The organism is Melissospora conviva (assembly GCF_049523535.1).
GTDB classification, from domain to species: Bacteria; Actinomycetota; Actinomycetes; order Mycobacteriales; family Micromonosporaceae; genus Melissospora; species Melissospora conviva.
On record NZ_JBLLDT010000003.1, the window covers coordinates 69,514 to 92,609 of the forward strand.

Consider the following 23,096-nt stretch of genomic DNA (forward strand, 5'->3'; position numbering starts at 1 on the left):
CACGCGCCGCCACAACCACGACGGGCCGCACCGGGCCGTTGTACGAAAGGGAAGTTCATGAGCGTTGAGGTGTTCTACGACGACGACGCCGACCTGAGCCTGATCCAGGCCAAGAAGGTCGCCGTCATCGGTTACGGCAGTCAGGGCCACGCCCACTCGCTGTCGCTGCGCGACTCCGGGGTCGAGGTCGTCATCGGCCTGCCGGAGGGTTCCAAGAGCCGGGCCAAGGCCGAGGAGCAGGGTCTGCGGGTGCTGACGCCGGCCGACGCCGCCGCCGAGGCCGACGTGATCATGATCCTGGCGCCGGACACGGTGCAGCGCACCCTCTACAACGAGGCGATCGCGCCGAACCTGACCGCCGGCAAGGCGCTCTTCTTCGGCCACGGCCTCAACATCCGCTACGGCCTGATCACCCCGCCGGCCGATGTGGACGTGGCGATGGTCGCCCCGAAGGGCCCGGGTCACCTGGTCCGCCGCCAGTACGTCGACGGCAAGGGTGTGCCCTGCCTCGTCGCCGTCGAGCAGGACGCCAGCGGCAGCGCCTTCGCGCTGGCCCTGTCCTACGCCAAGGCGATCGGCGGCACCCGGGCCGGCGCGATCAAGACCACCTTCAAGGAGGAGACCGAGACCGATCTCTTCGGCGAGCAGGCGGTCCTCTGCGGCGGCGCCGCGGCGCTGGTGCAGACCGGTTTCGAGGTGCTCACCGAGGCCGGTTACGCCCCGGAGATCGCGTACTTCGAGTGCCTGCACGAGCTCAAGCTGATCGTCGACCTGATGTACGAGGGCGGCATCGCCCGGATGCGCTACAGCGTCTCCGACACCGCCGAGTTCGGTGACCTCACCCGCGGGCCGCGCGTGATCAACGCCTCGGTGAAGGACGAGATGCGCAAGATCCTCGCCGAGATCCAGTCGGGTCAGTTCACCCGTGAGCTGATCGCCGAGGAGGAGGCCGGCCGCCCGAACTTCGCCAAGCTGCGGGCCGAGGGCGAGGCGCACCCGATCGAGGTGACCGGCAAGAAGCTGCGGGACATGATGAGCTGGGTGGACCGGCCCATCACCGAGACCGCCTGAGCAGTGCCGACCACGGCCCGTGCGCCCCGCGTCCTCCCCGGCGCGTGGCACACGGGCCGTCACTGTCCGCACCGGCGGGTGGCACACCGGCCCGTGCGGTTGAACCCCGTGCCACATGTGGCCTTGCTCGCTGTTGCGTGCGTCGTTGTCAGAGATCACTACGCCGCACCCGGGCCGAGCGTGGAACCCGGCCGGACAGGCCCCGCAGGAGCCTCCTGTGAGGGCACTCACCTCGATCCGTGGGCCGTTCCCGGTGGCCCGACCCCTACGATCGCCGTAGGTGCTGCCGGCACCCCACGGCCAGGACAGGTCAAGCGCCAGGGCGCGAAGTGCCGCCCCGTCGCCGCACCATCGCCATGACGACACCCAGAGGAACAATGACTCCTGTCGTACTGATCGCCGAAGAACTCGCACCCGCCGCCATCGAGGTGCTCGCCCACGACTTCGACGTGCGTCACGTCGACGGCACCGACCGGCCGGCTCTGCTCGCCGCGCTCGCCGAGGCAGACGCCGTCATCGTCCGCAGCGCCACCCAGATCGACGCCGAGGCCGTCGCCGCCGCGCCGCGGCTGAAGGTCGTCGCCCGCGCCGGTGTCGGCCTGGACAACGTCGAGGTGCCCGCCGCCACCGCCCGCGGCGTCATGGTCGTCAACGCGCCGACCTCGAACATCGTCTCCGCCGCCGAGCAGGCCGTCGCGCTGCTGCTGGCCGTCGCCCGCAACACCGCCAGCGCCAGCGCCGCGCTCAAGGCCGGCGAGTGGAAGCGGTCGAAGTACACCGGCGTCGAACTGCAGGGCAAGACCGTCGGAGTGGTCGGCCTCGGCCGTATCGGTGTGCTCTTCGCGCAGCGCATCGCCGCCTTCGGCACCCGGCTGATCGCGTACGACCCCTACCTTCAGCCGGCTCGCGCCGCCCAGCTGGGCGTACGCCTGGTCGGGCTGGAGGAGCTGCTGCGCGAGAGCGACTTCATCTCCATCCACCTGCCGAAGACCGCCGAGACTGTCGGGCTCATCGGTGAGAAGGAGCTGGCGATCGTCAAGCCGGGCGTGCGAATCATCAACGCCGCCCGCGGTGGGCTCGTCGACGAGCAGGCGCTCGCCGACGCCCTGGCCACCGGCCGGGTCGCCGGCGCCGGCGTGGACGTCTACGCCAAGGAGCCCTGCACGTCCTCGCCGCTCTTCGCCTTCGACAACGTCGTGGCCACCCCGCACCTGGGTGCCTCCACCGCCGAGGCGCAGGACAAGGCCGGCCTGGCCGTGGCCCGCAGCGTGAAGCTCGCCCTGCAGGGCGAGTTCGTGCCGGACGCGGTCAACGTGCAGGCCGGCGGCGTCGTCGCCGAGGACGTACGCCCGCTGCTGCCGCTGGCCGAGAAGCTCGGCCGGGCCTTCACCGCCGTCGCCGGCGGGGTGGCCGCCAGCGTCACCATCGAGGTCCGGGGCGAGATCGTCGCCCACGACGTGTCGGTGCTGAAGCTCGCCGCGACCAAGGGCCTGTTCAGCGCGGTCGTCGAGGAGCAGGTCACCTACGTCAACGCCCCGCACGTCGCCGCCGACCGCGGTGTCGAGGTGGAGCTGACCACGCAGACCGAGACCGTCGACCACCCGAACCTGGTCACGGTGCGCGGCGCGATGGCCGACGGCCGTACGGTCAGCGTTTCCGGCACGGTCGTCACCGCCGGTGCGCGGGACGTCCTCAAGCTCACCGAGGTCGACGGCTTCGACGTGGAGATCGGGGCCGAGGGCATCCTGATCTTCCTGCGTTACGCCGACCGGCCGGGTGTCGTCGGCACCGTCGGCACCATCCTCGGCGAGGCGGGCGTCAACATCGGCGCGATGCAGGTGGCCCGCCGCGAGGCCGGCGGCGAGACGCTGATGACGCTGACCGTCGACTCCGCCGTCGACGCGGAGCTGCTGACCGCCGCCGCCGGGTCGATCGGCGCCGTGCTCGCCAGCACCGCCGACCTGCGCGACGAGTAAGAGGCACGCGAAGGTGAGGGCCCGGCCGGGATCGGCCGGGCCCTCACTGCTGTCCGAGGTGGGGTGAGGGGCGCAGGTTGCCGCAGGCGGCGGGGGGCCGCTCAGCCGGCGACGGTGACCGGTGGCGGGTACACGGTGCCGTCCTGCGGGTCGAGCAGGTGCAGGCCGTGCTCGGCCGCGAGCCGCTCGATGTCGAGCAGCACCTGGTCGGGGCAGTCCTCGCGCATCCTCATCTCGATGTGGTCCGGGCCGCAGTGCAGGGGTGTCACCTCCCAGGGGCTCTCCGCCCGGGGTGACTGATCCGGGTAGCTCGCGGTGATGGCCCGGTAGAAGGCTACGATTCCCGGCATCGGTCCACTCTGGACATGCTCACCCTGGTGGCACCGTTGCTGCGCCTGCCGGACCTGCGCGGTGGAGGCCTGTGGGGGCAGCGCCCAGACGATCAGATCGAAACTCACGCTGCACAGGGTGCCATCCCGGTCACGCCCGCCGGTAGCTACCCCGCATCGCCGCCGGTGGCGGCGTTGCACTCCTCTGTGGAGGCTCTTGCGGGAGCCGTTCGTAATTGACTAGCGTGGCGTTGCGGTTACCCGGTTTGCCCGGTGTCGACCCGTCTTCGGGTGGCGGGCCCCGACCGGTGGCGCCGGGGCCGCGTGCCATCGCGTGCGCGAGCCACGCGCACCCGCCCCGGCGGTCTCCACGGTCGTTGCCGCGGCTGTGGAGGCCGATCCGGAGTTCCACACCCGACTCTCCGATGTCGACGGCGGCATCTGGGGGCGTTCAGCGCCGGGTCGTGACCAACGCCTGGTAGCCGTCGGCGGTGGGGAACCAGTCGAGACCCGCCGGGCCCGCGGCGAAGAGCGCCGTGGCGTACGCGTCGGCGACGGCGAGGTTCGGGCCGAGCACGGTGGTGGCCGCCATCTCGCGGGCCGGCTGACCGGTGTGCGGGTCGTAGACGTGGTCGCGCCGGCCGCTGACGCCGGAGGTGCCGATCGCGCCCGAGGTCAGTTCCAGCAGCAGGGGGTGGCGTCGCGCGCCGGCCGGGTCGTGGACGGCGATCCGCCACGGGCCGCCCCGCGGCGACCGGCCCGCGACGGTCAGGTCGGCGCCGGCGCGGACCGCGTAGTCGTGCACCCCCGCCTCGCGCAGCCGGTCGGCGGCGCGTTCGGCGGCCCAGCCCACCAGCAGCCCGCTCGGGTCGAAGCCGCCGGGTACCGCCCAGGCGTCGAACCAGCCGTCGGTGGCCGCCCGCATCGCGGCGCACCGGTCGACCAGGTCGGCCAGCGGTGGGTACGAGTCGGCGCTGATCTCGTCCCGGCGCAGTCGTGCCACCAGGCTGCGCGGCTCGCCGGGGCCGTAGGTGAGGTCGATGGCGCGCAGTTCGGCGACCGCCTCGCGTAGCGCGTCGACGACCGGCCGCGGGCCGAGGTACGCCGGGGTGTGCAGCAGCAGGACGTACGTGCCCAGCGTGGTGCGCACGCTGTGCTGGACCACGCGGCGGTCGTGGTGGCGTCCGAGATGCTCCGGAGCCTTGTCGGCACCGTGCCCGAGGGAGAGGTCGGGCTTGGCCCGGTGTGTCGCCGGGTGCTCGTGGCGTCGCAGGTCGTACATCGCTGCCGGGCTCCTTCCGATCGGTCTCCGGCTTTCTGCTGTGGCGGCCTGGAACGGCGCCGGGCATCAGGGGGTTGACGATAGGGAACCCAGATGACCGGGAAGTGGAGATTGACTGAGAAGAAGCTGATGATGGCGATCTTCCACATGCTGGAAGGGTTGTACCGCGAGCCGGGACTAGGCGTACGGTTTAGCTTCAACAGCGAGGTAGTGAGGGGTTCGAGGTGTCGGTGGCGCGGATCGCGGTGGTGGCCGGAGACGGTATCGGGTCCGAGGTGATCGACCAGGCCCGCAAGGTGATCGACGCGGTCCTGCCGGGCGTCGAGGCGACCGAGTACGACCTGGGCGCGGCGCGCTACAACCGCACCGGCGAGGTGCTCCCCGACAGCGTCCTGACCGAGCTGGCCGGCTACGACGCCATCCTGCTCGGCGCGGTCGGCGACCCGAGCGTGCCGCCGGGTGTGCTCGAGCGCGGCCTGCTGCTCAAGCTCCGCTTCGCCTTCGACCAGTACGTCAACCTGCGCCCGTCGAAGCTCTGGCCGGGCACCACCACCCCGCTGGCGAACGTCAAGCCCGGTGAGATCGACCTGCTGGTGGTCCGCGAGGGCACCGAAGGGCTCTACGCCGGCGCCGGCGGCACCCTGCACCGCGACACCCCCGCCGAGGTCGCCACCGAGGAGAGCCTCAACACCCGCCACGGAGTGGAGCGGGTCGTGCGGGACGCCTTCGCCCGCGCCCAGCGCCGGGAGCGCCGCAAGGTCACGCTGGTCCACAAGGCCAACGTCCTGACCCACGCCGGCTCGCTCTGGACCCGCACCTTCGCCGAGGTCGCCGCCGAGTTTCCGGACATCACCACCGAGTACCAGCACGTCGACGCCGCCGCCATGTTCCTGGTGACCCAGCCGCAGCGCTACGACGTGGTCGTCACCGACAACCTCTTCGGCGACATCCTCACCGACATCGCCGCCGCGGTGACCGGTGGCATCGGCCTGGCCGCCAGCGGCTGCATCAACCCCGAGGGCCGCTACCCGTCGATGTTCGAGCCGGTGCACGGCTCCGCGCCGGACATCGCCGGCAAGGGCATCGCCGACCCGGCCGCCGCCGTGCTCTCCGCCGGTCTGCTCCTGGACCACCTCGGCCACCACGAGGCCGCGGCCCGGGTAGCCAAGGCGGTCGGCGAGGAGCTGGCCGCCCGCAAGCCCGGCGCGCCGCTGCGTACCGTCGAGGTCGGCGACCGGCTCGCGACCCTCGCGGTCGCCTGAACCGCAACCCCGGTTCACCCGTACGTCCCGCGCCCGGCGCGGCCGGTGACCCCGGCCGCCCGGCGGCACCCCCGACTTCGCTGCGGCCCCGACGGGAAGCAGGAGGGCACCGGCGCACCGTGAGACCGATCCGGTGCCCGATCCCCTTTAACGAACGTTCGGGGTAAGTTCTCAGACACTTGTTGCGTACACGTGTCCCACGTGTGCGTCCGTTCCGCCACATGGAGGTCAGCGCGATGAGCGGTGGTGACCAGCTCGATTTCGAGATCCGTCCGACGACTGCGCCGGTATCCGCCGCGGACCGGGCCGCGCTGATGGCCAACCCCGGCTTCGGCCGGGTCTTCACCGACCACATGGTCACCATCCGCTACAGCGAGGGCAAGGGCTGGTACGACGCCCGGGTCGAGGCGCGCGCGCCGATCCCGATGGACCCGGCCACCGCCGTGCTGCACTACGCGCAGGAGATCTTCGAGGGGCTCAAGGCGTACCACGCCGCCGACGGCGGGGTGACGATGTTCCGGCCGGAGGCGAACGCGGCGCGCTTCAACGACTCGGCGGCGCGGATGGCGATGCCGGCCCTGCCCGAGCAGGTCTTCCTCGACTCGCTGCGGCACCTGGTCACCATCGACCGGGAGTGGATCCCCAGCGCCGACGGCGCCAGCCTCTACCTGCGGCCGTTCATGTTCGCCAACGAGGTCTTCCTGGGTGTGCGGCCGTCGACGGAGTACCTCTACGTCGTGATCGCCTCCCCGGTCGGTTCGTACTTCTCCGGCGGGGTCCGGCCGGTCACCGTCTGGGTGTCGCCGACCTACACCCGTGCCGCGCCCGGCGGCACCGGCGCGGCGAAGTGCGGCGGCAACTACGCCGCGTCGCTGATCGCCCAGGCGGAGGCGGCCGAGCACGGCTGCGACCAGGTCGTCTTCCTCGACGCGGTGGAGCGCCGCTACGTCGACGAGCTCGGCGGGATGAACGTCTTCTTCGTCTACGACGACGGCAGCATCGCCACCCCGCCGCTGACCGGCACCATCCTGCCCGGCATCACCCGCGAGTCGGTGCTGCGGCTGGCGGCCGACGCCGGGCACGAGGTGCGCGAGGAGCCGATCAGCTTCGACCAGTGGCAGGCCGACGCGGCCTCCGGCCGGCTGCGCGAGGTCTTCGCCTGCGGCACCGCCGCGGTGATCACCCCGATCGGCACCATCCGCCACCCCGAGGGCGAGTTCACCATCGCCGACAGCGAGCCGGGTCCGATCTCGACGAAGCTCGGCGAGCGGCTGGTCGGCATCCAGCGCGGCAAGGCCGACGACCCGTACGGCTGGGTGCGCCGGGTGCTCTGAGCGCGGCCTCGCCGGCCCGGCCTCCGGCGACGCCGTCGTCGCCCGCACCTCGACACAGGCGTGAAGCGGCCGGCGGGGACATCGTCCCCGCCGGCCTCTCGTGCTGTGGTGGTGCGTCAGGCCTTACCGCAGCGGCGGATCCGAGGGCATGGCCGAGTAGGTGTTGTCGTAGTAGCCGCCCAGCTTGTCGCGGTACGCCGGGTCGGTGTGGCTGACCTCGTCGTACTCGGGGGCGGCCTTGATCTGGTCCTTCGTGCGGTCCACGTGGACCTTCTGCTCGTCGTGGTCGACGCGGTTGACCACGCCGGCCGGGAGCATGACCTTCTTGCCGAAGATCCACGGCCCGGTGTCGATCACCAGGTAACCGGCGTCCACCTCGTGGCCGGCGGCATCGATCTTGCCGATGCTGCCGTCGGCGGCCTCGACCTTGTAACCGACGAGGTCGGGACCGTTGACCACCGAGTCATCCCGGTAGCGCCACGGGTCGAAGGTGCTTCCCGCGGGCTTCCCGCCGGGGATGGTTCCCTCACCGTGCGTGATCGGCGCGGTGTCGGCGTGCGTCGTTCGAGGATCGAGCCCAGTCATGGCTGTCACTCCTCTTCTCGACCGTCAAGTCGCTCGGGGATGGTTCCTCTGTCCCGGCGATTCCTACCCCGCCCCCCGCGTCACCAATCATCCAGATCCTGATCCGGACGGCGTCCACGGCGCTCACGTCCCCGCCGGAGCCGGCCGAGGAGCGAGCGTTTGCCCCGCTAGACCGCTTGCGAGGGTCGGCGGTGGGCAGTGTTTCCCGGAATCTGGACCGGGGCCACACGTCCGGCCCGGGCGTGGCAGAGTGCAGGGCATGACCTCGCTCCACCTCATTATTCTCAGTTAGCGCGCCGGCCTCCCCTCCGCCGAGCGCGCAGACCTCCCGCATCCGCCGGGAGGTTTTTTGTTGCTCTCGAAAGGAACCACGATGAACTTCCAGGTCTACGACACCACTCTGCGTGACGGTGCGCAGCGCGAGGGGATCAGCTACTCCGTCGGCGACAAGCTCGCCGTCGCCCGGCTGCTCGACGACTTCGGCGTCGGCTTCATCGAGGGCGGCTGGCCGGGCGCGATGCCCAAGGACACCGAGTTCTTCCGCCGGGCCCGCACCGACCTGAAGCTGCGCCACGCCGTGCTCGTCGCCTTCGGCGCCACCCGCAAGCCCGGCGTCGCCGTCGCCGACGACCCGCAGGTCCAGGCGCTGCTCGACGCCGAGACCGAGGCGGTCTGCCTGGTCGCCAAGTCCGACCTGCGCCACGTCGAACGCGCGCTGCGCACCACGCCGGCGGAGAACCTGGCGATGGTCGCCGACACCGTCGCGTACTTCGTCGCGCGGGGACGGCGGGTCTTCCTCGACTGCGAGCACTTCTTCGACGGCTTCCGCTTCGACCCGGCGTACGCGGCCTCGGTGGTGCGGACCGCGCTCGACGCCGGCGCCGAGCGGGTGGTGCTCTGCGACACCAACGGCGGCATGCTCCCCTCCCAGATCGGGTCGGCGATCGCCGAGCTGACCGCACGGGCCGGCATCGGCGCCGACCTGCTCGGCATCCATTGCCAGAACGACACCTCCTGCGCGGTTGCCAACACCATCGCCGCCGTGGAGGCCGGCGTCGGGCACTTCCAGGGCACCGCGAACGGCTACGGCGAGCGGCCCGGCAACGCCGACATCTTCGCCGTGGTCGCCAACCTGCAACTCAAGCTCGGGCTGCCGGTCCTACCGGAGGGCTGCCTGGAGCAGATGGTGCGCGTCTCGCACGCCATCGCCGAGATCGCCAACATCGCCCCCGACACCCACCAGGCATATGCCGGGGCCGCGGCCTTCGCCCACAAGGCGGGGCTGCACGCGAGCGCGATCAAAGTGGATCCGCTGCTCTACAACCACGTCGACCCGCAGGTGGTCGGCAACGACATGCGGATCCTGGTCACGGAGATGGCCGGCCGGGCCAGCATCGAGCTCAAGAGCCGCGAGCTGGGGATCGACCTGGCCGGCCACCCCGAGGCGCTGTCGCAGGTGACCCGCCGGGTCAAGGAGCTGGAGGCGCAGGGCTGGTCGTTCGAGGCGGCGGACGCCTCGTTCGAGCTGCTGGTCCGCGCCGAGCTGCCGGAACAGGCACCGGTACGGCCCTTCACGCTGGAGTCGTACCGGGTGCTGGTCGAGCACCGGGAGGACGGCCGGATCGTCTCCGAGGCGACGGTGAAGGTCTGGGTCGGCGACGAGCGGGTGATCGCCACCGGGGAGGGCAACGGCCCGGTGAATGCCCTCGACGAGGCGCTGCGGTCGGCGCTGCTGCGGCACTATCCGCAGCTGCGCGACTTCGAACTGGCCGACTACAAGGTGCGCATCCTGGCCGGCACCCACGGCACCGGCGCCACCACCCGGGTGCTGGTGGAGACCGTCGACGGCGCGGGCCGGGAGTGGACGACGGTCGGGGTCGACCGCAACGTCGTCGAGGCGAGCTGGCAGGCCCTGGTCGACTCGCTCACCTACGGCCTGGCCCGCACACCGCGCTGACCTGCCCCGGCCGGCCCGGAACCGCCGCCCGCCGGACCGCTTGCCTGAAGCTACCCGGATGGCCGTGGGACTGCTTGCGAGCAGTCCCACGGCCGGCCGCCGGTAGGTCAGCCGGCGGATGGCAGGCGCAGCACGGCGAGGACCGCGCGGTGGTCGCCGCCGGGCAACGGGTGCACCGAGGCCGACCGGACCGCGATGCGCCGGTCTGCCAGCACGTGGTCGATCGTCACCGGCGGGATCGGGTCGCCGTCGTACGGCCCCCAGGTGCCGGTCAGTCCGCGTCCGGTCGCGGCGGCGGCGTCGGCGTAGCCGGTGGCGATGAGCCGCCGCAGCGGCGCGTGGTCGAGGGTGGCGTTGAAGTCGCCGGCCAGCACCCGCAGCGGGCCCTGCGGGGTGGCCGGCGGCTGGGCGGCGAGGTCGTCGCGCCAGGCCCCGTTCTCGCGCGGCGCCCACGGTGCGGCCGGGTGGACCGACTCGACCAGCACCGACGGCCCGCCGGGGACGGTCACCGTCGCGTACGCCTGCGCGAACCCGAAGCCCCCGGCGTTGCGCCGCAGCCCGGTGTCGTCCAGCGGGTAACGGGAGTAGAGCGCCGAGCCGGTGCTGCCGACCTCGGCGATCGTGTGGAGGTACGGCAGCTGCCCGGTCAGCCCGGCGCGTTCCAGTCCGGCCTGCGCGTCGGGGGTGAACTCCTGCAGCGCCAGCACGTCCACGTTGTTGTCGCGTACGAGCGTGACCAGGGCGGCCGGGTCGGCCTCGCCGAGGCAGAGGTTGGCGGTGAGCACGGTCAGGGTGGGGCCGTCGGTGGCGGGCTGCCCGGCGGGCAGCGCGCGGGGGGCGACCGTCGCGATCAGCAGGAGGCTCGCCAGCAGCGCCACGCCGGCGGGGCCCCGGCGCCGTAGGGCGAGGGCCGCGAGCAGCGGCAGCAGCGACACCGCCGCGACGTACGGGGTGAAGGCCAGCAGCTGCACCAGCGGCCCGGCGTCGATGCCGGTGAGCCGGATCACCGCCCAGACCAGCGTGGCGCTCGCCGCTGTCCAGGTCAGGACGGTGGTCACCCGGCGTTGCCGGCGGCGAGGTGTGGCTGCGGGAGCGTCGATGATCACTGTTCCAGCCTAGGTCGCGCCGCGGCCGCATGCCGACCCGCTGCGAGAAGGAGGTTTGCTGCACCGTGCGCCGGGGATGCGCCCGGCGTGACGGACATCTCGGACAGCCCGGCTGCCGCCCCCAGCATCGCGGGGGAGAGCGCGCCGGAGTTGGAACAGGCGCTTTTCGAGGTCAAACGGGTCATCGTCGGGCAGGACCTGCTCGTCGAACGGCTCCTGGTCGCGCTGATCGCCGACGGGCACTGCCTGCTGGAGGGCGTACCGGGGGTGGCCAAGACCCTGGCGGCGCAGACTCTGGCCACGGCGGTGGGCGGCAGCTTCTCGCGCATCCAGTTCACCCCCGACCTGGTCCCCTCCGACATCGTCGGCACCCGCATCTACCGGGCGTCGTCGGAGACCTTCGACACCGAACTCGGCCCGATCATGGCGAACCTGGTGCTCGCCGACGAGATCAACCGGGCGCCGGCGAAGGTGCAGTCGGCGCTGCTGGAGGCGATGGCCGAACGGCAGGTCTCCATCGGCGGGCGCAGCTATCCGGTGCCCACGCCCTTCCTGGTGCTGGCGACCCAGAACCCGATCGAGTCCGAGGGGGTCTACCAGCTCCCGGAGGCGCAGCGTGACCGGTTCCTGATGAAGGTGACGGTCGGCTACCCCACCGACGCCGACGAGCTCGCGATCCTCTACCGGATGAGCACCGACCGGCCCAGCGCCCGCCCGGTGCTGGACCCGCAGCGGCTGTTGGCGCTACGGGCCCGGGCCAGCCGGATCTTCGTGCACCACGCCCTCGCCGAGTACGTCGTACGGCTGATCCTCGCCACCCGCGACCCGGCCCGGTTCGGCCTGCCGGAGATCGCGCCGCTGCTCGCCTACGGTGCCAGCCCCCGGGCCACCCTCGGTCTGGTCGCCGCGGCCCGGGCCCACGCGCTGCTGCGCGGCCGGGACTACGTGCTGCCCGAGGACGTACGGGACCTCGCCGTCGACGTGCTCTCCCACCGCCTGGTGCTCTCCTTTGATGCGGTCGCCGACGGGGTGACGCCGGAGTGGATCGTGCGGCGGCTGGTGGCGGCGGTGACGCCACCGCGGATCGCACCCGGCCGCGACGAGCCGCTGCGCAGCATGGTGACGAGCTGATGGCGGCAGGGCTGACCGCCCCGGCGCGGCCCGCCTCCCGGCCGACGGCACCGCCTTCGGCGTCCCGGCCGGCAGCGGCCCCGCGGCCCGGTGCCGCCTCGGCGCCCGGGCTCGGCGCACTGCTGCCGGACGACCGGCTGCGCCGGCTGGAGCTGGCGGTCACCCGCCGCCTCAACGGACTGCTCCACGGCGACCACCGGGGCCTGCTGCCCGGCTCGGGCAGCGAGATCGCCGGCAGCCGCGAGTACCGGGCGGGCGAGGACGAGGTACGGCGGATGGACTGGGCGGTCACCGCCCGCACCGGTGTACCGCACGTCCGCGAGACCGACGCGGACCGGGAACTGAGCACCTGGGTGCTGGTCGACGGGACCGCCAGCATGGACTTCGGCACCGCGGATCTGGAGAAGCGCGAACTCGCCGTCGCCGCGGTCGCCGCGGTCGGCTTCCTCACCGCCGGCGGCGGCAACCGGCTCGGTGCACTCGTGCTCCGCGGTGACGGGATGCGCCGGCTGCCGGCCCGTGGTGGTCGCCACCACCTGCTCGCCCTGCTGCGCGGTCTGCTGACCGCGCCGCACGCGGTGGACGCGGCCCGGCCGGCCGCCCGCCGGGGGCGCCCCGCCGCGGTTGCCGCACCCGCCGCCGGGCTGCCCGAGGGCTGCGCGGCGATGGGTGGGCTCGCCACCCGGCGCGGGCTGGTGGTGGTCGTCTCGGACTTCCTCGACGGCTTCGGGACCGACGAGAACGCCCCGCCGGCCTGGGAGCGGCCGCTGCGCCGGCTCGCCGCCCGGCATCAGGTGCTCGCCGTCGAGGTCACCGATCCCCGGGAGCAGGAGCTGCCGGACGTCGGGGTGATCACGATGGTCGACCCGGAGACCGGCCGGCGCCGTGAGGTCGACACGGGCAACCCGCGGCTGCGCCGGCACTTCGCCGACGCCGCCGCCGCGCAACGCGTACGGCTCACCGAGGCGCTGCGCCGCTGCGGCGCTGCCCACCTGGCGCTGCGTACCGACCGGGACTTCACCACCGACATCGTCCGGCACGTGCACGCGCAGCGGCGGCTGGCGCTCGCCTCGTACGCCCGCTCCCCAGGAGGTGCTGCGGCATGAGCTTCGAATCCCCGCTGCGGTTGTTGCTGCTGCTGGGCGTGGCCGGGGTCGTCGTGGCGTACCTGGTCATGCAGCGCCGGCGCAGCCGGTACGCGGTGCGCTTCACGAACCTGCGGTTGCTGGACCGGGTGGCGCCGGACCGGCCGGGCTGGCGGCGGCACGCGCCGGCGGCGTTCTTCCTGGCGATGCTGGCGCTGCTGGTGGTGGGGTTCGCCCGCCCCAGCGCGGAGGTGGAGGTGCCCCGCGAGCGGGCGACCGTGATGCTGGCGGTGGACGTCTCCACCTCGATGCTCGCCGACGACGTCGACCCCGACCGGCTGACGGCGGCCAAGGCGGCGGCGGGGAAGTTCGCCGGGCGGCTGCCGAAGGAGTTCAACGTCGGACTGGTGGCGTTCGCCGGCAGCGCGGCGGTCTTCGTGCCGCCGAGCACCGACCGTTCGGCGCTGCGCAACGGCATCAACCGGCTCGCCGAGGGGAGCACCGGGGTGCAGGGCACCGCCATCGGGGAGGCGATCGCCACCTCGCTGGAGGCGATCCGCGGCCTGGACACCGCGGCCGCCAACGACACCCCGCCGGCGCGGATCATCCTGCTCTCCGACGGGGCGAACACCTCGGGCCGGGATCCGATCGACGCCGCGGCGGACGCGGTGGGGGCCGAGGTTCCCGTGCACGCCATCTCCTTCGGCACCCTGACCGGGTCGGTGGCCCGCGGCGGCCGGGCGATTCAGGTGCCGGTGGACGGGCATACGTTGCGGGCGGTGGCCGAGCAGACCAAGGGCGGCTACCACGAGGCGACCTCCAGTGACGAGCTCAAGGAGGTCTACGAGGACATCGGCACCTCGGTGGGCTACCGCACCGAGCGGCAGGACATCTCGGCGCGTTTCATCGGCCTGGGCCTGTTGCTGGCGATGGGTGCCGCCTTCGGGTCTCTGCGGTGGTTCTCCCGCCTGCCCTGATCGTGATCCGGGCCTGACCGCGAGGCGAGCTTGTTCGTCACCCGAGCCTGATCGTGAACCGAGACGAGGAGCGGACGATGGCAGTGCAGACCGGACTGGGCGAGCCGCGGGGTCCGTGGTTCCTCTCACCCGAGATGGAGGGCGACAGCGCCGGCCGTACGGGTGGGCAGCAGCAGCCCGACGAGCCGTCCCGGCGCCGGTGGCTCCTCTCCGCGGTGGCGGTGATCGCGCTCTCCACCGTCGCCGGTGGTCTCGCTGGCGGGGTGACGGGGAGCCAGGAGCAACCGGAGGCGGCGCCGGCCGCCGGGGCGGGGATCTCCCCGCAGCTGATCGAGGCGGCCGAGAAGACGGTGCCGGGGGTGGTCTCGGTGCTGGTACAGGGAGGCAGCGGGTCGGGCTTCGCGATCGACGGCGAGCAGCACATCGTCACCAACGATCACATCGTGGAGCGGGCCGGTGGCGGCACCGTCGTCGTCGAGACCTCCGCCGGCCGGCGGCTGGCGGCCGAGGTGGTGGGGCGGGATCCGGCCAGCGACATCGCGGTGCTGCAGGTGCCGGCCTCGACCGGGCTGACGCCGTTGCCGCTGGCGAAGCCGGGCACCACCCGGGTGGGGGAGTCGGTGCTGGCGGTCGGGTCGCCGCTGGGGCTCTCCGGCACGGTCACCGCCGGCATCGTCAGCGCTCTTGACCGCCAGGTACGGCTGCGCAACAGCCGGCACACCGCGGTGCAGACCGACGCCTCGATCAACCCGGGCAACTCGGGTGGTCCGCTGGTCAACACCCGGGGGGAGGTGGTCGGGGTGAACACCGCGATCGCCACGCTCGACGGGAACGGTTCGATCGGTATCGGGTTCGCCATCCCGATCGACCAGGTGCAGCAGACCGCGGACACGATCATCGGCAAGGGCGGTTGATCCGTACCGGCTAGCCTCGACCCGTGAGCGACGACCTGCGTGTGACCGACCGGCTGGTGATCCCGGCCGGTGAGCTGAGGGAGCGCTTCTCCCGTTCCTCCGGGCCGGGTGGCCAGGGGGTCAACACCACCGACTCGCGGGTGGAGCTGAGCTTCGACGTGGCCGGGTCGCCGACCCTGCCGGAGTTCCTGCGGGCGCGGGCGGCCGAGCGCCTCGCGGGCCGGCTGGTCGACGGTGTGATCACGATCGCGGCCAGCGAGCACCGGGCGCAGCTGGCGAACCGGGAGGCGGCGCGGGCCCGGCTCGCCGCGCTGCTGCGCGACGCGGTGGCGCCGCCGCCACCGCCGCGGCGGCCCACCAAGCCCTCTCGGGGCGCCAAGCAGCGGCGGCTGGACGAGAAGAAGCGCCGGTCCCAGCGTAAGCGGGACCGGCGCGTCGACGGGGAGTGAGCCGCGGCGCTGCCCGGCGCCGCGGCGTGGCGCGGCTCAGACGTGCGTGACGACCTCGTCGTAGTCCAGGCGCGGGAGCCGGTCGAACCAGGCGTTCTCGCCGGGCTTGCCGATGTTGACCACCAGCAGCGACTTCCAGTTGCGGTCGGCGAAGAACTCCTTGTCGACACCAGCGGCGTCGAAGCCGGCCATCGGACCGGCGGCCAGCCCGGCGGCCCGGACGGCGAGCAGGAAGTAGCCGATCTGCAGTGCGGCGTTGAAGCGGGCCATCTGCTCGCGGCCCTCGGGATCGCCGGCGAAATGGTCGCGCATCTCCGGGCGGATCGGGAAGACCTTGGGGATGAACTCGTGGAAGTCGGCGTCGGCGGCGAGCACGGCGACCATCGGGGCGCTGCCGGTCTTGGCCTGGTTTCCCTCGCTCATGTGGCGCACGAGCCGCTCGCGGCCCTCGCCGGGGCGGACGAAGAGGATCCGCAGCGGCTGGGTGTTGGCGGCGGTGGGCGGGAACTTCGCCAGCTCGTAGATCGCGCGCAGCTGCTCGTCGGTGACCGGCTCGTCGGTGAAGCTGTTGGCGGTCCGGGCGTCGCTGAAGAGTTGCGCCTGGGCTTCGGGGTGCAGGGTGATCAGTGCGGCGGCGTCGTTCGAGGTCATTTTGGGCCTTCCTGAAGGCGAGAGAAGCCTGGTTGCTGTGACAAGAGTAGCAGCTAGTAATTTCCTAGTCGATTGTCTCTTGCAGGGTCGCGTAACCTTGGGTCCATGACGGTGGCCAAGAGCGACGTACCGCACGCCTGCGCAGCTGCGGCGCGCACCTGTGACGAAGCTCTGCTGCGCGTCTTCGGATTCCTGGGCAAGCGCTGGAACGGAGTGCTGATCGGCGCCCTCGCCGAAGGGCCGGCCGGCTTCGCCGAGCTCGGTCGCACCCTGCCGGGCATCAGCGAGTCGGTCCTGTCGGACCGGCTCAACGAGCTGACCACCCTCGGGTTGATCAGCCGCACCGTCCGGGAGGGCCCGCCGATCGGGGTCAGCTACCAGCTCACGGCCCGGGGGCAGGCGCTGGTGCCCGCCCTCGCCGCCCTCGCCGACTGGGCCCGCGACCACCTGCCCGCCACGCCCGCCGGCTGACGGCGCTCGACGCTGGGCTCGGGCGACTGCGCCACCGCGACCCTCCACGGTGTCCGGTTGGTGGCTGATCGTGCCGGTCGATCTCGGACAGATGGCCGAAACTCCACCCAGGGCTTACGCCATCATCCGCCGGTATGGATACTCGCGAGGGTGGAAAGACCTCTCATCGCGGTTCTCCTCGGCATCGGCCTGGTCATCGGGGTCACCCTCGGCATGGCCGTCGCCCGCGCCAAGCGCGGCTTCGCCGACTTCCGGACGGCGAAGGGCGCTGTCCCCGGCGCCCGCCGCAACGCCTGGCGGCTGCTGCGCGCCGCCACCACCAAGGCCGGGCTGGTGACGCTCGTGCTGGTTGCCGCGGTCGTCTTCGCCGCCGTCGCCCCCGACGAGGAGGAGACCACCCAGCCTGCCCCCACCCCGACCGGCAGCGCCGAGCCCGCCCCGAGCCCGCGCGACCGCTAGCCGGTGGGGGCGAGCAGCGTCTCGCAGACGGCGATCAGCCCGGCCCGCAGCACCCCGGCGCGGGCGGCGAACCCACGCTGCTGTGCGGCGTACTCCGTCTTGCCCTCCGGGGTCTCGATCGCCACCGGCGCCTCGTCGTAGGAGGACAGGTCGTAGGGCGAGGCGCGCATGTCCAGCAGCCGGATGTCACGGGCCAGTTCGAAGCAGTCCAGGGCCAGCTCGCCGGGGACGGCCGGCCCCAGCTTCGTAGCCCACTTGTGGCAGTCCATCGAGGCGTGCAGACAGCCTGGCTGATCCAGCTCCGCCTGGGTGTCGCGGGTCGGCCGGTACGCGTTGCGCGGCGCCGCCTCCGGCGTGAAGAAGCGGTACGCGTCGAAGTGCGTGCAGCGGATCTGGTGCGCCTGCACCACCGCGTCGGTGCCCTCCTGCCCCAGCCGCAGTGGCAGCGGATGCCGGTGCTCGCGCTGCCGGTAGACCATCGCCCACTCGTGCAGCCCGAAACACCCCGTGTACGCCGGGCGGGACGCGATCGCGCTCAGCAACCCGTGGATGTAGCGCACCGACTCGCCCCGGTCGGCCAGGAACGCGGCGCGGTCGAGCCCGACGGTGCCGTCGGCGTCGGTGGCGTACCAGCGCCAGCCGGCGTGCGGGGTGGGCTCCGCGGGGTCGGGGGCAAGGGCGACGCCGGCGCCGGGGTGCCAGCGGCGCAGCACGGCCGGCCGGGTGCCGTAGTAGTCGTAGAGGAAGTCGTCGATGGCGTGCCGGGCGCCGGCGGCCCGGCGGGCGCGGTGTCCGGCGGTCAGGGCGTCGGCGCGGGCGGCGTGCGCCGCCTGCCGGGCACGCCACCGCGCCGCGTCGAGCACGGTGGCGAAAGCGAGAGCGGCGGTCACGCCCACCAGCGTACGACCGGGCGGCGGCGCACTCTCAGGGCACGTTGACCCGCACGCCGGAGGAGAAGACTCCGCTGCGCAGCTCCAGATGGCTCGGCCGCTTCGCCGGGTCGGTGCTGAAGACCAGCGGCAGCGTCACCCGCTGCCCGGGGGCGAGCGGCTCGGCGAAGACGTCCCGGCCGTTGTTGGCAGCCCTGGTGGCCGCCTCGTCGGCGGTGACCCACTCCCCGTCGGGCAGGTAGGCACGCTGCATCGGGGCGTACCAGCGCTGCTTCTCCGGTGTGAGGTTCTGCACGTCCACCGTCGCCCGGCAGCGGCCGCCGCCGTCGCAGTCGAGACCGCGGACGGTGAATTCGAAGGCTGATTCCCGCAGCGGGGTGCCGATCTGGCCGACCGCGCTGAGGCCGACCCACGCTCCCGCTGTCGGCTGGGCGTTCGCCCGCATCCCGCCCATCGGCCCGGTCGCGGCCAGGATCGCGCCGCCGGCGAGTCCGGCGAGCAGGCCGAGGGCGATCGCCACGGTGGCCCAGACCGGGGGCCGGCGTCGCGCGGCCGCCGGCTTCGGTGTTCCCGGCAGGGGATAGACCGTGCCGCGCCGGATCCGCTGGGCGGCGACGGCCCCGCCGAGGTCCGGCGGGCGCGCCGGCGGCGGCGCGGCCGGGCGCCGGGTCCGGCGGCGCTGCCAGAGCCAGCCGAGGAGGCCGGCGAGGACGAGCAGGAGCCCGGTGGCGCCGAGGATGACCGGTGGCTGCCGCCAGAACGGCGCGTCCTGTTCGGCGGCGGCCGCCATGGGCGCGGCGTTGACCGGTGCGGCGGTGACGAGCAGCGAGCCGAGGAGCCCGGCGAACGCCGCGGTGACCGTGCGGATGGGTGCGGGCATGACGAGGAACCTCCGGCACCGAGGCTAGAGAAGCCGCCGGGCCCCGGGGGCGGAAAGCCCGCAAACCGGCGCCGGCTGCGACGCTGGTCTCCGCGCCAGTGCGGCAGCCCGTGCCCGAGCGGCGGGTGAGACTAGATTGGCACTGTGCGTATCGCTCGTTTTGCTCATGCCAAGGGAATGTCGTTCGGGGTCGTCGAGGGGGAGCCGGGGGGTGCGGCGGCGGGTCTGACCGTCGCCGAGATCGACGGCCATCCGTTCGGCGAGATCCGCTTCACCGGTGCCCGCTGGGCGCTGTCGGACGTACGGCTGCTCTCGCCGATTCTGCCCAGCAAGGTGGTTTGTGTCGGGCGTAACTACGCCGAGCACGCCGCCGAGCACGGCGCCGAGGTGCCGGCCGAGCCGCTGCTCTTCCTCAAGCCCTCGACGTCGGTGATCGGGCCGCGGGACGCGATCCGGCTGCCGATCTTCTCCAAGCAGGTGGAGCACGAGGCGGAGCTGGCCGTGGTGATCGGGCCGCCCGGTGCCCGCCGGGCCGACCGGGCCGCCGCCGAAAAGGCGATCTTCGGCTACACCTGCGCCAACGACGTGACCGCCCGGGACCTGCAGCGCTCCGATGGTCAGTGGACCCGCGCCAAGGGGTTCGACTCGTTCTGCCCGATCGGCCCATGGATCTCCACCGGGCTGGACGTGCGGGACCTGGAGGTCCGCTGCGAGGTGGGGCGCAACCCGGAGGAGATGGAGGTGCGCCAGCTCGGCCGGACCCGGGACATGGTCTTCGACGTGCCGGCGTTGGTGTCGTACGTCTCACACGTGATGACGCTGCTCCCCGGTGACGTGGTGCTGACCGGCACGCCGGCGGGGGTTAGCCCGCTGGCGGACGGGGATATCGTCACCGTGCGCATCGACGGCATCGGCGAACTGATCAACCCGGTTGTCGCGCTCTAGCTGAGTCCCCGCCGTCGGCCGTGACGGTCGGCGGCGAGGTAAAACCCCAGGTCAGAGCGGGTTGTCCGGGTCGGTTTGGCGCAGCGGTGCCGGGTGGAGTAATGTTCTTTTCCGACGCCGCAAGGCGCCAATGGGGTATGGGGTAATTGGCAGCCCAACTGATTCTGGTTCAGTTAGTCTAGGTTCGAGTCCTGGTACCCCAGCTGCCGATGTTCCGCAAGGGACATCGGTCGCTGGTTTTTGCTGGAGAGCACCACCGCGACCCCCTCGGGGGGACGGAAAAGATCTCTGGTAAAGTTCAGCAGCGTCACCCGGAAGGGTGACGAAGGAAAAGTTCTGGCCCCGTCGTCTAGCGGCCTAGGACGCCGCCCTCTCAAGGCGGTAGCGCCGGTTCGAATCCGGTCGGGGCTACAGATTGAGAACCGGCCCGCCACCTCCGTGGCGGGCCGGTTCGTTTTCGGGGGTCCTCGCTCCTACAGCCCACTGAGCCGTTGCCCGGCCCGGATGACCGCCATCGCGTGGCGCTCGCCGGGACGCCGGCCGAGGCGCTCTATCGGGCCGGAGACGCTGATCGAGGCGATCACCCGCCCGGTGCGGTCACGGATCGGCGCCGAGACGCTGGCCACTCCCGCTTCCCGTTCGGCCACGCTCTGCGCCCAGCCGCGCCGCCGTACCTCGGCCAGGGCGCGCCCGGTGAACTTGCAGCGGGGCAGCAGCGGCATCACCGCCTCCGGCGGTTCCCAGGCGAGCAGCACCTGGGCCGCGGAGCCGGCCGTCATCGGGAGCACGGCCCCGACCGGGACGGTGTCCCGCAGCCCACTGGCCCGTTCGGCGGCGGCCACGCAGATCCGCTCGTCGGCGCGGCGCAGGTAGAGCTGGGCGCTCTCCCCGGTCGCGTCCCGCAGCGCGGCCAGCAGCGGCTCGGCCGCCGTCAGCAGCACGTCCGGGGCGGAGTTGGCCAGCTCACCGAGGCGCGGCCCGGGGCGCCAGCGTCCCTGGCTGTCCCGGACGAGCATCCGGTGAATCTCCAAGGCCTGCGCCAACCGGTGCGCGGTCGCCCGGGGGAGTTTGGTTCGTTCGACTAGTTCGGCAAGGCTGGCGCCGTCGACACATGCGGCCAAAATGACAACCGCCTTGTCGAGAACGCCGACACCGCTCATACTGTGTCCCACAAGCCGAAACATACCTCCCAGAATTTAGGATGTCCAGATGGTGGGAGTCACTCCGCAGCCAACCAAGCCGAGGACCCTGGCCGAAAAGGTCTGGGATGCCCATACGGTGCGATCCGCGGAGGGTGAACCGGATCTTCTCTACATCGACCTGCACCTGCTCCACGAAGTGACCAGCCCGCAGGCCTACGACGGCCTGCGGATGGCGGGGCGCCCGGTGCGTCGTACCGACCTCACCCTCGCGACCGAGGACCACAACACCCCGACCGGGTACACCAACCCCGAGTTCAGCAAGCGACGCGGCGACCTGCTCACGATCGCCGACCCGATCTCGCGTACGCAGATCGAGACGCTGCGCCGCAACTGCGCCGAGTTCGGCGTCAAGCTGCTGCCGCTCGGCGACGCCAACCAGGGCATCGTGCACGTCATCGGCCCGCAGCTCGGACTCACCCAGCCCGGCCTGACGATCGTCTGCGGTGACTCCCACACCGCCACCCACGGCGCCTTCGGTGCGATCGCCTTCGGCATCGGCACCAGCGAGGTCGAGCACGTGCTCGCCACCCAGACGCTGCCCCAGGCCAAGCCGAAGACCATGGCGGTCAACGTCATCGGCAAGCTCGCCCCCGGCGTCACCGCCAAGGACCTGGTGCTGGCCCTGATCACCCAGGTCGGCACCGGCGGCGGCCGCGGCCACATCGTCGAGTACCGCGGCGAGGCGATCCGCGACCTCTCGATGGAGGGGCGCATGACGATCGCGAACATGTCCATCGAGTGGGGCGCCAAGGCCGGCATGATCGCGCCGGACGAGACCACCTTCGCGTACCTCAAGGACCGCCCGCACGCGCCGAAGGGCGCCGACTGGGACGCCGCCCTGGAGTACTGGCGCACGCTGCACACCGACGCCGACGCGGTCTTCGACACCGAGGTGACCCTCGACGCGAGCAAGGTCACCCCCTTCGTCACCTGGGGCACCAACCCGGGCCAGGGCGCGCCGCTCAACGGCGTCGTGCCGGCGCCGGAGGACTTCAGCGACGAGTCGGAGCAGGTCGGCGCGCGCCGCGCGCTGGAGTACATGGACCTCGCCGCCGGCACCCCGATGAACTCCATCGGCATCGACGTGGTCTTCGTCGGATCCTGCACCAACGGCCGCCTCGAGGACCTCCGCGCCGCCGCGGACGTGCTGCGGGGCCGCAAGGTCGCCGACGGCGTACGCATGCTGGTCGTGCCCGGCTCGGAGGCCGTTCGCGCCGCAGCCGAGGCCGAAGGGCTCCACGAGCTCTTCACCGAGGCGGGGGCGGAGTGGCGCTTCGCCGGCTGCTCGATGTGTCTGGGCATGAACCCGGACAACCTCCAGCCGGGGCAGCGGTCCGCCTCCACCTCCAACCGCAACTTCGAGGGCCGGCAGGGGCGGGGCGCGCGTACCCACCTGGTCTCGCCCCCGGTCGCCGCCGCCACCGCCGTGCTCGGCCGGCTGGCCGCTCCCGCAGATCTGTGAAGGGCAACCACTGATGCAGAAGTTCACCACGCACACCGGGATCGCCGCTCCGCTGCGGCGCTCGAATGTGGACACCGACCAGATCGTGCCGGCGGAGTACCTCAAAAGGGTGACCAAGACCGGTTTCGAAGACGGCCTGTTCAGTCGCTGGCGTGAGGACGAGGACTTCGTTCTCAACCACCCCGTCTATTCCGGCGCGTCGATTCTCGTCGCCGGACCGGACTTCGGCACCGGTTCCTCCCGGGAGCACGCGGTCTGGGCGCTGCGCGACTTCGGGTTCCGGGCCGTCATCTCGCCCCGCTTCGGCGACATCTTCCGCGGCAACTCCCTGAAGGAAGGGCTGCTGCCGGTCGAGCTGGAATCGCCGGTGGTCGAGGAGCTGTGGCGGCGTATCGAGGCCGACCCGCACACCGAGGTGACCGTCGACCTGGACGCCCGCCAGGTACGCGTCGGCGCCGACGCCTGGTCGTTCCCGCTGGACGACTTCAGCCGGTGGCGGCTGATGGAGGGCCTGGACGACATTGGACTCACCCTCCGCCACGAGGAGGCGATCACGGCGTTCGAAGCGACCCGGCCGTCGTTCCTGCCGGTCGTCGGCTGACCGCTGACCGCCGATCCGCCTGCCCGGCGGACAATTCGCCCCCACCGGTGCAAGCCGGTGGGGGCGATTTTCCTTGG

Annotated in this window: 23 protein-coding genes and 2 tRNA genes; 17 read left to right on the forward strand and 8 right to left on the reverse strand. The window is 72.3% G+C overall.

Translation table 11 applies throughout. The features are described from left to right. The first annotated feature begins 57 nt into the window (after positions 1-57). A complete protein-coding gene (gene ilvC, locus ACK8GG_RS09730) occupies positions 58-1,071 on the forward strand; it encodes a ketol-acid reductoisomerase (protein WP_440356127.1) in 1,014 nt (337 codons plus the stop codon). 377 nt (positions 1,072-1,448) lie between these two features. Further along, positions 1,449-3,047, forward strand: coding sequence for a phosphoglycerate dehydrogenase (gene serA, locus ACK8GG_RS09735; protein ID WP_440349896.1), 1,599 nt, complete (start codon positions 1,449-1,451; stop codon positions 3,045-3,047). A 101-nt stretch (positions 3,048-3,148) separates the two neighbouring features. On the opposite strand, the gene ACK8GG_RS09740 is transcribed toward serA, so the two are convergent. Together ACK8GG_RS09740 and ACK8GG_RS09745 are read right to left on the reverse strand one after the other, a co-directional pair. After that, positions 3,149-3,505, reverse strand: a complete 357-nt coding sequence (locus tag ACK8GG_RS09740; RefSeq protein ID WP_440356128.1) for a hypothetical protein — start codon at positions 3,503-3,505, stop codon at positions 3,149-3,151. A gap of 322 nt (positions 3,506-3,827) precedes the next feature. Then, the gene (locus tag ACK8GG_RS09745) at positions 3,828-4,658 is read right to left on the reverse strand and encodes an FAD:protein FMN transferase (protein ID WP_440349898.1); all 831 of its coding nucleotides are present in this window, start codon (positions 4,656-4,658) and stop codon (positions 3,828-3,830) included. Between the two features lie 230 nt (positions 4,659-4,888). On the opposite strand from ACK8GG_RS09745, the gene ACK8GG_RS09750 reads away from it, so the two are divergent. Together ACK8GG_RS09750 and ACK8GG_RS09755 are read left to right on the forward strand one after the other, a co-directional pair. Then, positions 4,889-5,920: a 3-isopropylmalate dehydrogenase gene (locus ACK8GG_RS09750; protein WP_440350299.1), complete on the forward strand. Its 1,032-nt coding sequence runs from the start codon at positions 4,889-4,891 to the stop codon at positions 5,918-5,920. 236 nt (positions 5,921-6,156) lie between these two features. Next, entirely contained in the window at positions 6,157-7,254 is a 1,098-nt protein-coding gene (locus tag ACK8GG_RS09755; RefSeq protein WP_440349899.1) for a branched-chain amino acid aminotransferase, read from the forward strand. Between the two features lie 123 nt (positions 7,255-7,377). On the opposite strand, the gene ACK8GG_RS09760 is transcribed toward ACK8GG_RS09755, so the two are convergent. After that, the gene (locus tag ACK8GG_RS09760; protein ID WP_440349900.1) at positions 7,378-7,839 is read right to left on the reverse strand and encodes a PRC-barrel domain-containing protein; all 462 of its coding nucleotides are present in this window, start codon (positions 7,837-7,839) and stop codon (positions 7,378-7,380) included. Between the two features lie 373 nt (positions 7,840-8,212). Between ACK8GG_RS09760 and cimA the strand changes: the two genes are divergently transcribed. Then, positions 8,213-9,796: a citramalate synthase gene (gene cimA, locus ACK8GG_RS09765; protein ID WP_440349901.1), complete on the forward strand. Its 1,584-nt coding sequence runs from the start codon at positions 8,213-8,215 to the stop codon at positions 9,794-9,796. Positions 9,797-9,903: 107 nt separating this feature from the next. Here the strand turns inward: cimA and ACK8GG_RS09770 are convergent, their stop codons facing one another. After that, complete coding sequence (locus tag ACK8GG_RS09770; RefSeq protein ID WP_440350300.1) at positions 9,904-10,896, reverse strand: endonuclease/exonuclease/phosphatase family protein; 993 nt, start codon at positions 10,894-10,896, stop codon at positions 9,904-9,906. A 93-nt stretch (positions 10,897-10,989) separates the two neighbouring features. Here ACK8GG_RS09770 and ACK8GG_RS09775 point away from each other — a divergent pair, with 93 nt between their 5' ends. The 5 genes from ACK8GG_RS09775 to arfB all read left to right on the forward strand — a co-directional run bounded on the left by ACK8GG_RS09775 (position 10,990) and on the right by arfB (position 15,458). Further along, complete coding sequence (locus ACK8GG_RS09775; RefSeq protein WP_440349902.1) at positions 10,990-12,033, forward strand: AAA family ATPase; 1,044 nt, start codon at positions 10,990-10,992, stop codon at positions 12,031-12,033. Further along, the gene (locus ACK8GG_RS09780) at positions 12,033-13,139 is read left to right on the forward strand and encodes a DUF58 domain-containing protein (RefSeq protein ID WP_440353419.1); all 1,107 of its coding nucleotides are present in this window, start codon (positions 12,033-12,035) and stop codon (positions 13,137-13,139) included. The genes ACK8GG_RS09775 and ACK8GG_RS09780 overlap by 1 nt, the downstream gene beginning before the upstream one ends. Further along, entirely contained in the window at positions 13,136-14,095 is a 960-nt protein-coding gene (locus ACK8GG_RS09785; protein ID WP_440349904.1) for a VWA domain-containing protein, read from the forward strand. Before ACK8GG_RS09780 ends, ACK8GG_RS09785 begins: the two co-directional genes overlap by 4 nt. Before the next feature lie 77 nt (positions 14,096-14,172). Continuing rightward, a complete protein-coding gene (locus ACK8GG_RS09790; protein ID WP_440353421.1) occupies positions 14,173-15,009 on the forward strand; it encodes a S1C family serine protease in 837 nt (278 codons plus the stop codon). A gap of 23 nt (positions 15,010-15,032) precedes the next feature. Beyond that, the gene (gene arfB / locus ACK8GG_RS09795) at positions 15,033-15,458 is read left to right on the forward strand and encodes an alternative ribosome rescue aminoacyl-tRNA hydrolase ArfB (protein ID WP_440349906.1); all 426 of its coding nucleotides are present in this window, start codon (positions 15,033-15,035) and stop codon (positions 15,456-15,458) included. A gap of 36 nt (positions 15,459-15,494) precedes the next feature. On the opposite strand, the gene ACK8GG_RS09800 is transcribed toward arfB, so the two are convergent. Continuing rightward, the gene (locus ACK8GG_RS09800) at positions 15,495-16,109 is read right to left on the reverse strand and encodes a malonic semialdehyde reductase (RefSeq protein ID WP_440349907.1); all 615 of its coding nucleotides are present in this window, start codon (positions 16,107-16,109) and stop codon (positions 15,495-15,497) included. 105 nt (positions 16,110-16,214) lie between these two features. On the opposite strand from ACK8GG_RS09800, the gene ACK8GG_RS09805 reads away from it, so the two are divergent. Together ACK8GG_RS09805 and ACK8GG_RS09810 are read left to right on the forward strand one after the other, a co-directional pair. Then, complete coding sequence (locus ACK8GG_RS09805; protein WP_440356129.1) at positions 16,215-16,580, forward strand: winged helix-turn-helix transcriptional regulator; 366 nt, start codon at positions 16,215-16,217, stop codon at positions 16,578-16,580. 150 nt (positions 16,581-16,730) lie between these two features. Continuing rightward, complete coding sequence (locus ACK8GG_RS09810; protein ID WP_440353424.1) at positions 16,731-17,039, forward strand: hypothetical protein; 309 nt, start codon at positions 16,731-16,733, stop codon at positions 17,037-17,039. Here the strand turns inward: ACK8GG_RS09810 and ACK8GG_RS09815 are convergent. Beyond that, complete coding sequence (locus ACK8GG_RS09815) at positions 17,036-17,929, reverse strand: 3-methyladenine DNA glycosylase (RefSeq protein ID WP_440356130.1); 894 nt, start codon at positions 17,927-17,929, stop codon at positions 17,036-17,038. The genes ACK8GG_RS09810 and ACK8GG_RS09815 overlap by 4 nt on opposite strands. A 34-nt stretch (positions 17,930-17,963) precedes the next feature. Beyond that, positions 17,964-18,809, reverse strand: coding sequence for a hypothetical protein (locus tag ACK8GG_RS09820; protein WP_440356131.1), 846 nt, complete (start codon positions 18,807-18,809; stop codon positions 17,964-17,966). A 144-nt stretch (positions 18,810-18,953) separates the two neighbouring features. Between ACK8GG_RS09820 and ACK8GG_RS09825 the strand changes: the two genes are divergently transcribed. The 3 genes from ACK8GG_RS09825 to ACK8GG_RS09835 all read left to right on the forward strand — a co-directional run bounded on the left by ACK8GG_RS09825 (position 18,954) and on the right by ACK8GG_RS09835 (position 20,165). After that, the gene (locus ACK8GG_RS09825) at positions 18,954-19,754 is read left to right on the forward strand and encodes a fumarylacetoacetate hydrolase family protein (RefSeq protein WP_440349912.1); all 801 of its coding nucleotides are present in this window, start codon (positions 18,954-18,956) and stop codon (positions 19,752-19,754) included. Positions 19,755-19,885: 131 nt separating this feature from the next. Then, a tRNA-Gln gene (locus ACK8GG_RS09830) sits at positions 19,886-19,957 on the forward strand. Between the two features lie 135 nt (positions 19,958-20,092). Further along, positions 20,093-20,165: transfer RNA gene (locus tag ACK8GG_RS09835), tRNA-Glu, on the forward strand. A gap of 62 nt (positions 20,166-20,227) precedes the next feature. On the opposite strand, the gene ACK8GG_RS09840 is transcribed toward ACK8GG_RS09835, so the two are convergent. Further along, positions 20,228-20,914, reverse strand: coding sequence for an IclR family transcriptional regulator (locus tag ACK8GG_RS09840; protein WP_440350301.1), 687 nt, complete (start codon positions 20,912-20,914; stop codon positions 20,228-20,230). A 49-nt stretch (positions 20,915-20,963) separates the two neighbouring features. On the opposite strand from ACK8GG_RS09840, the gene leuC reads away from it, so the two are divergent. Next, entirely contained in the window at positions 20,964-22,418 is a 1,455-nt protein-coding gene (gene leuC, locus ACK8GG_RS09845; RefSeq protein ID WP_440353427.1) for a 3-isopropylmalate dehydratase large subunit, read from the forward strand. A 13-nt stretch (positions 22,419-22,431) separates the two neighbouring features. Beyond that, complete coding sequence (gene leuD, locus ACK8GG_RS09850) at positions 22,432-23,019, forward strand: 3-isopropylmalate dehydratase small subunit (protein ID WP_440349914.1); 588 nt, start codon at positions 22,432-22,434, stop codon at positions 23,017-23,019. Positions 23,020-23,096 lie beyond the last annotated feature (77 nt).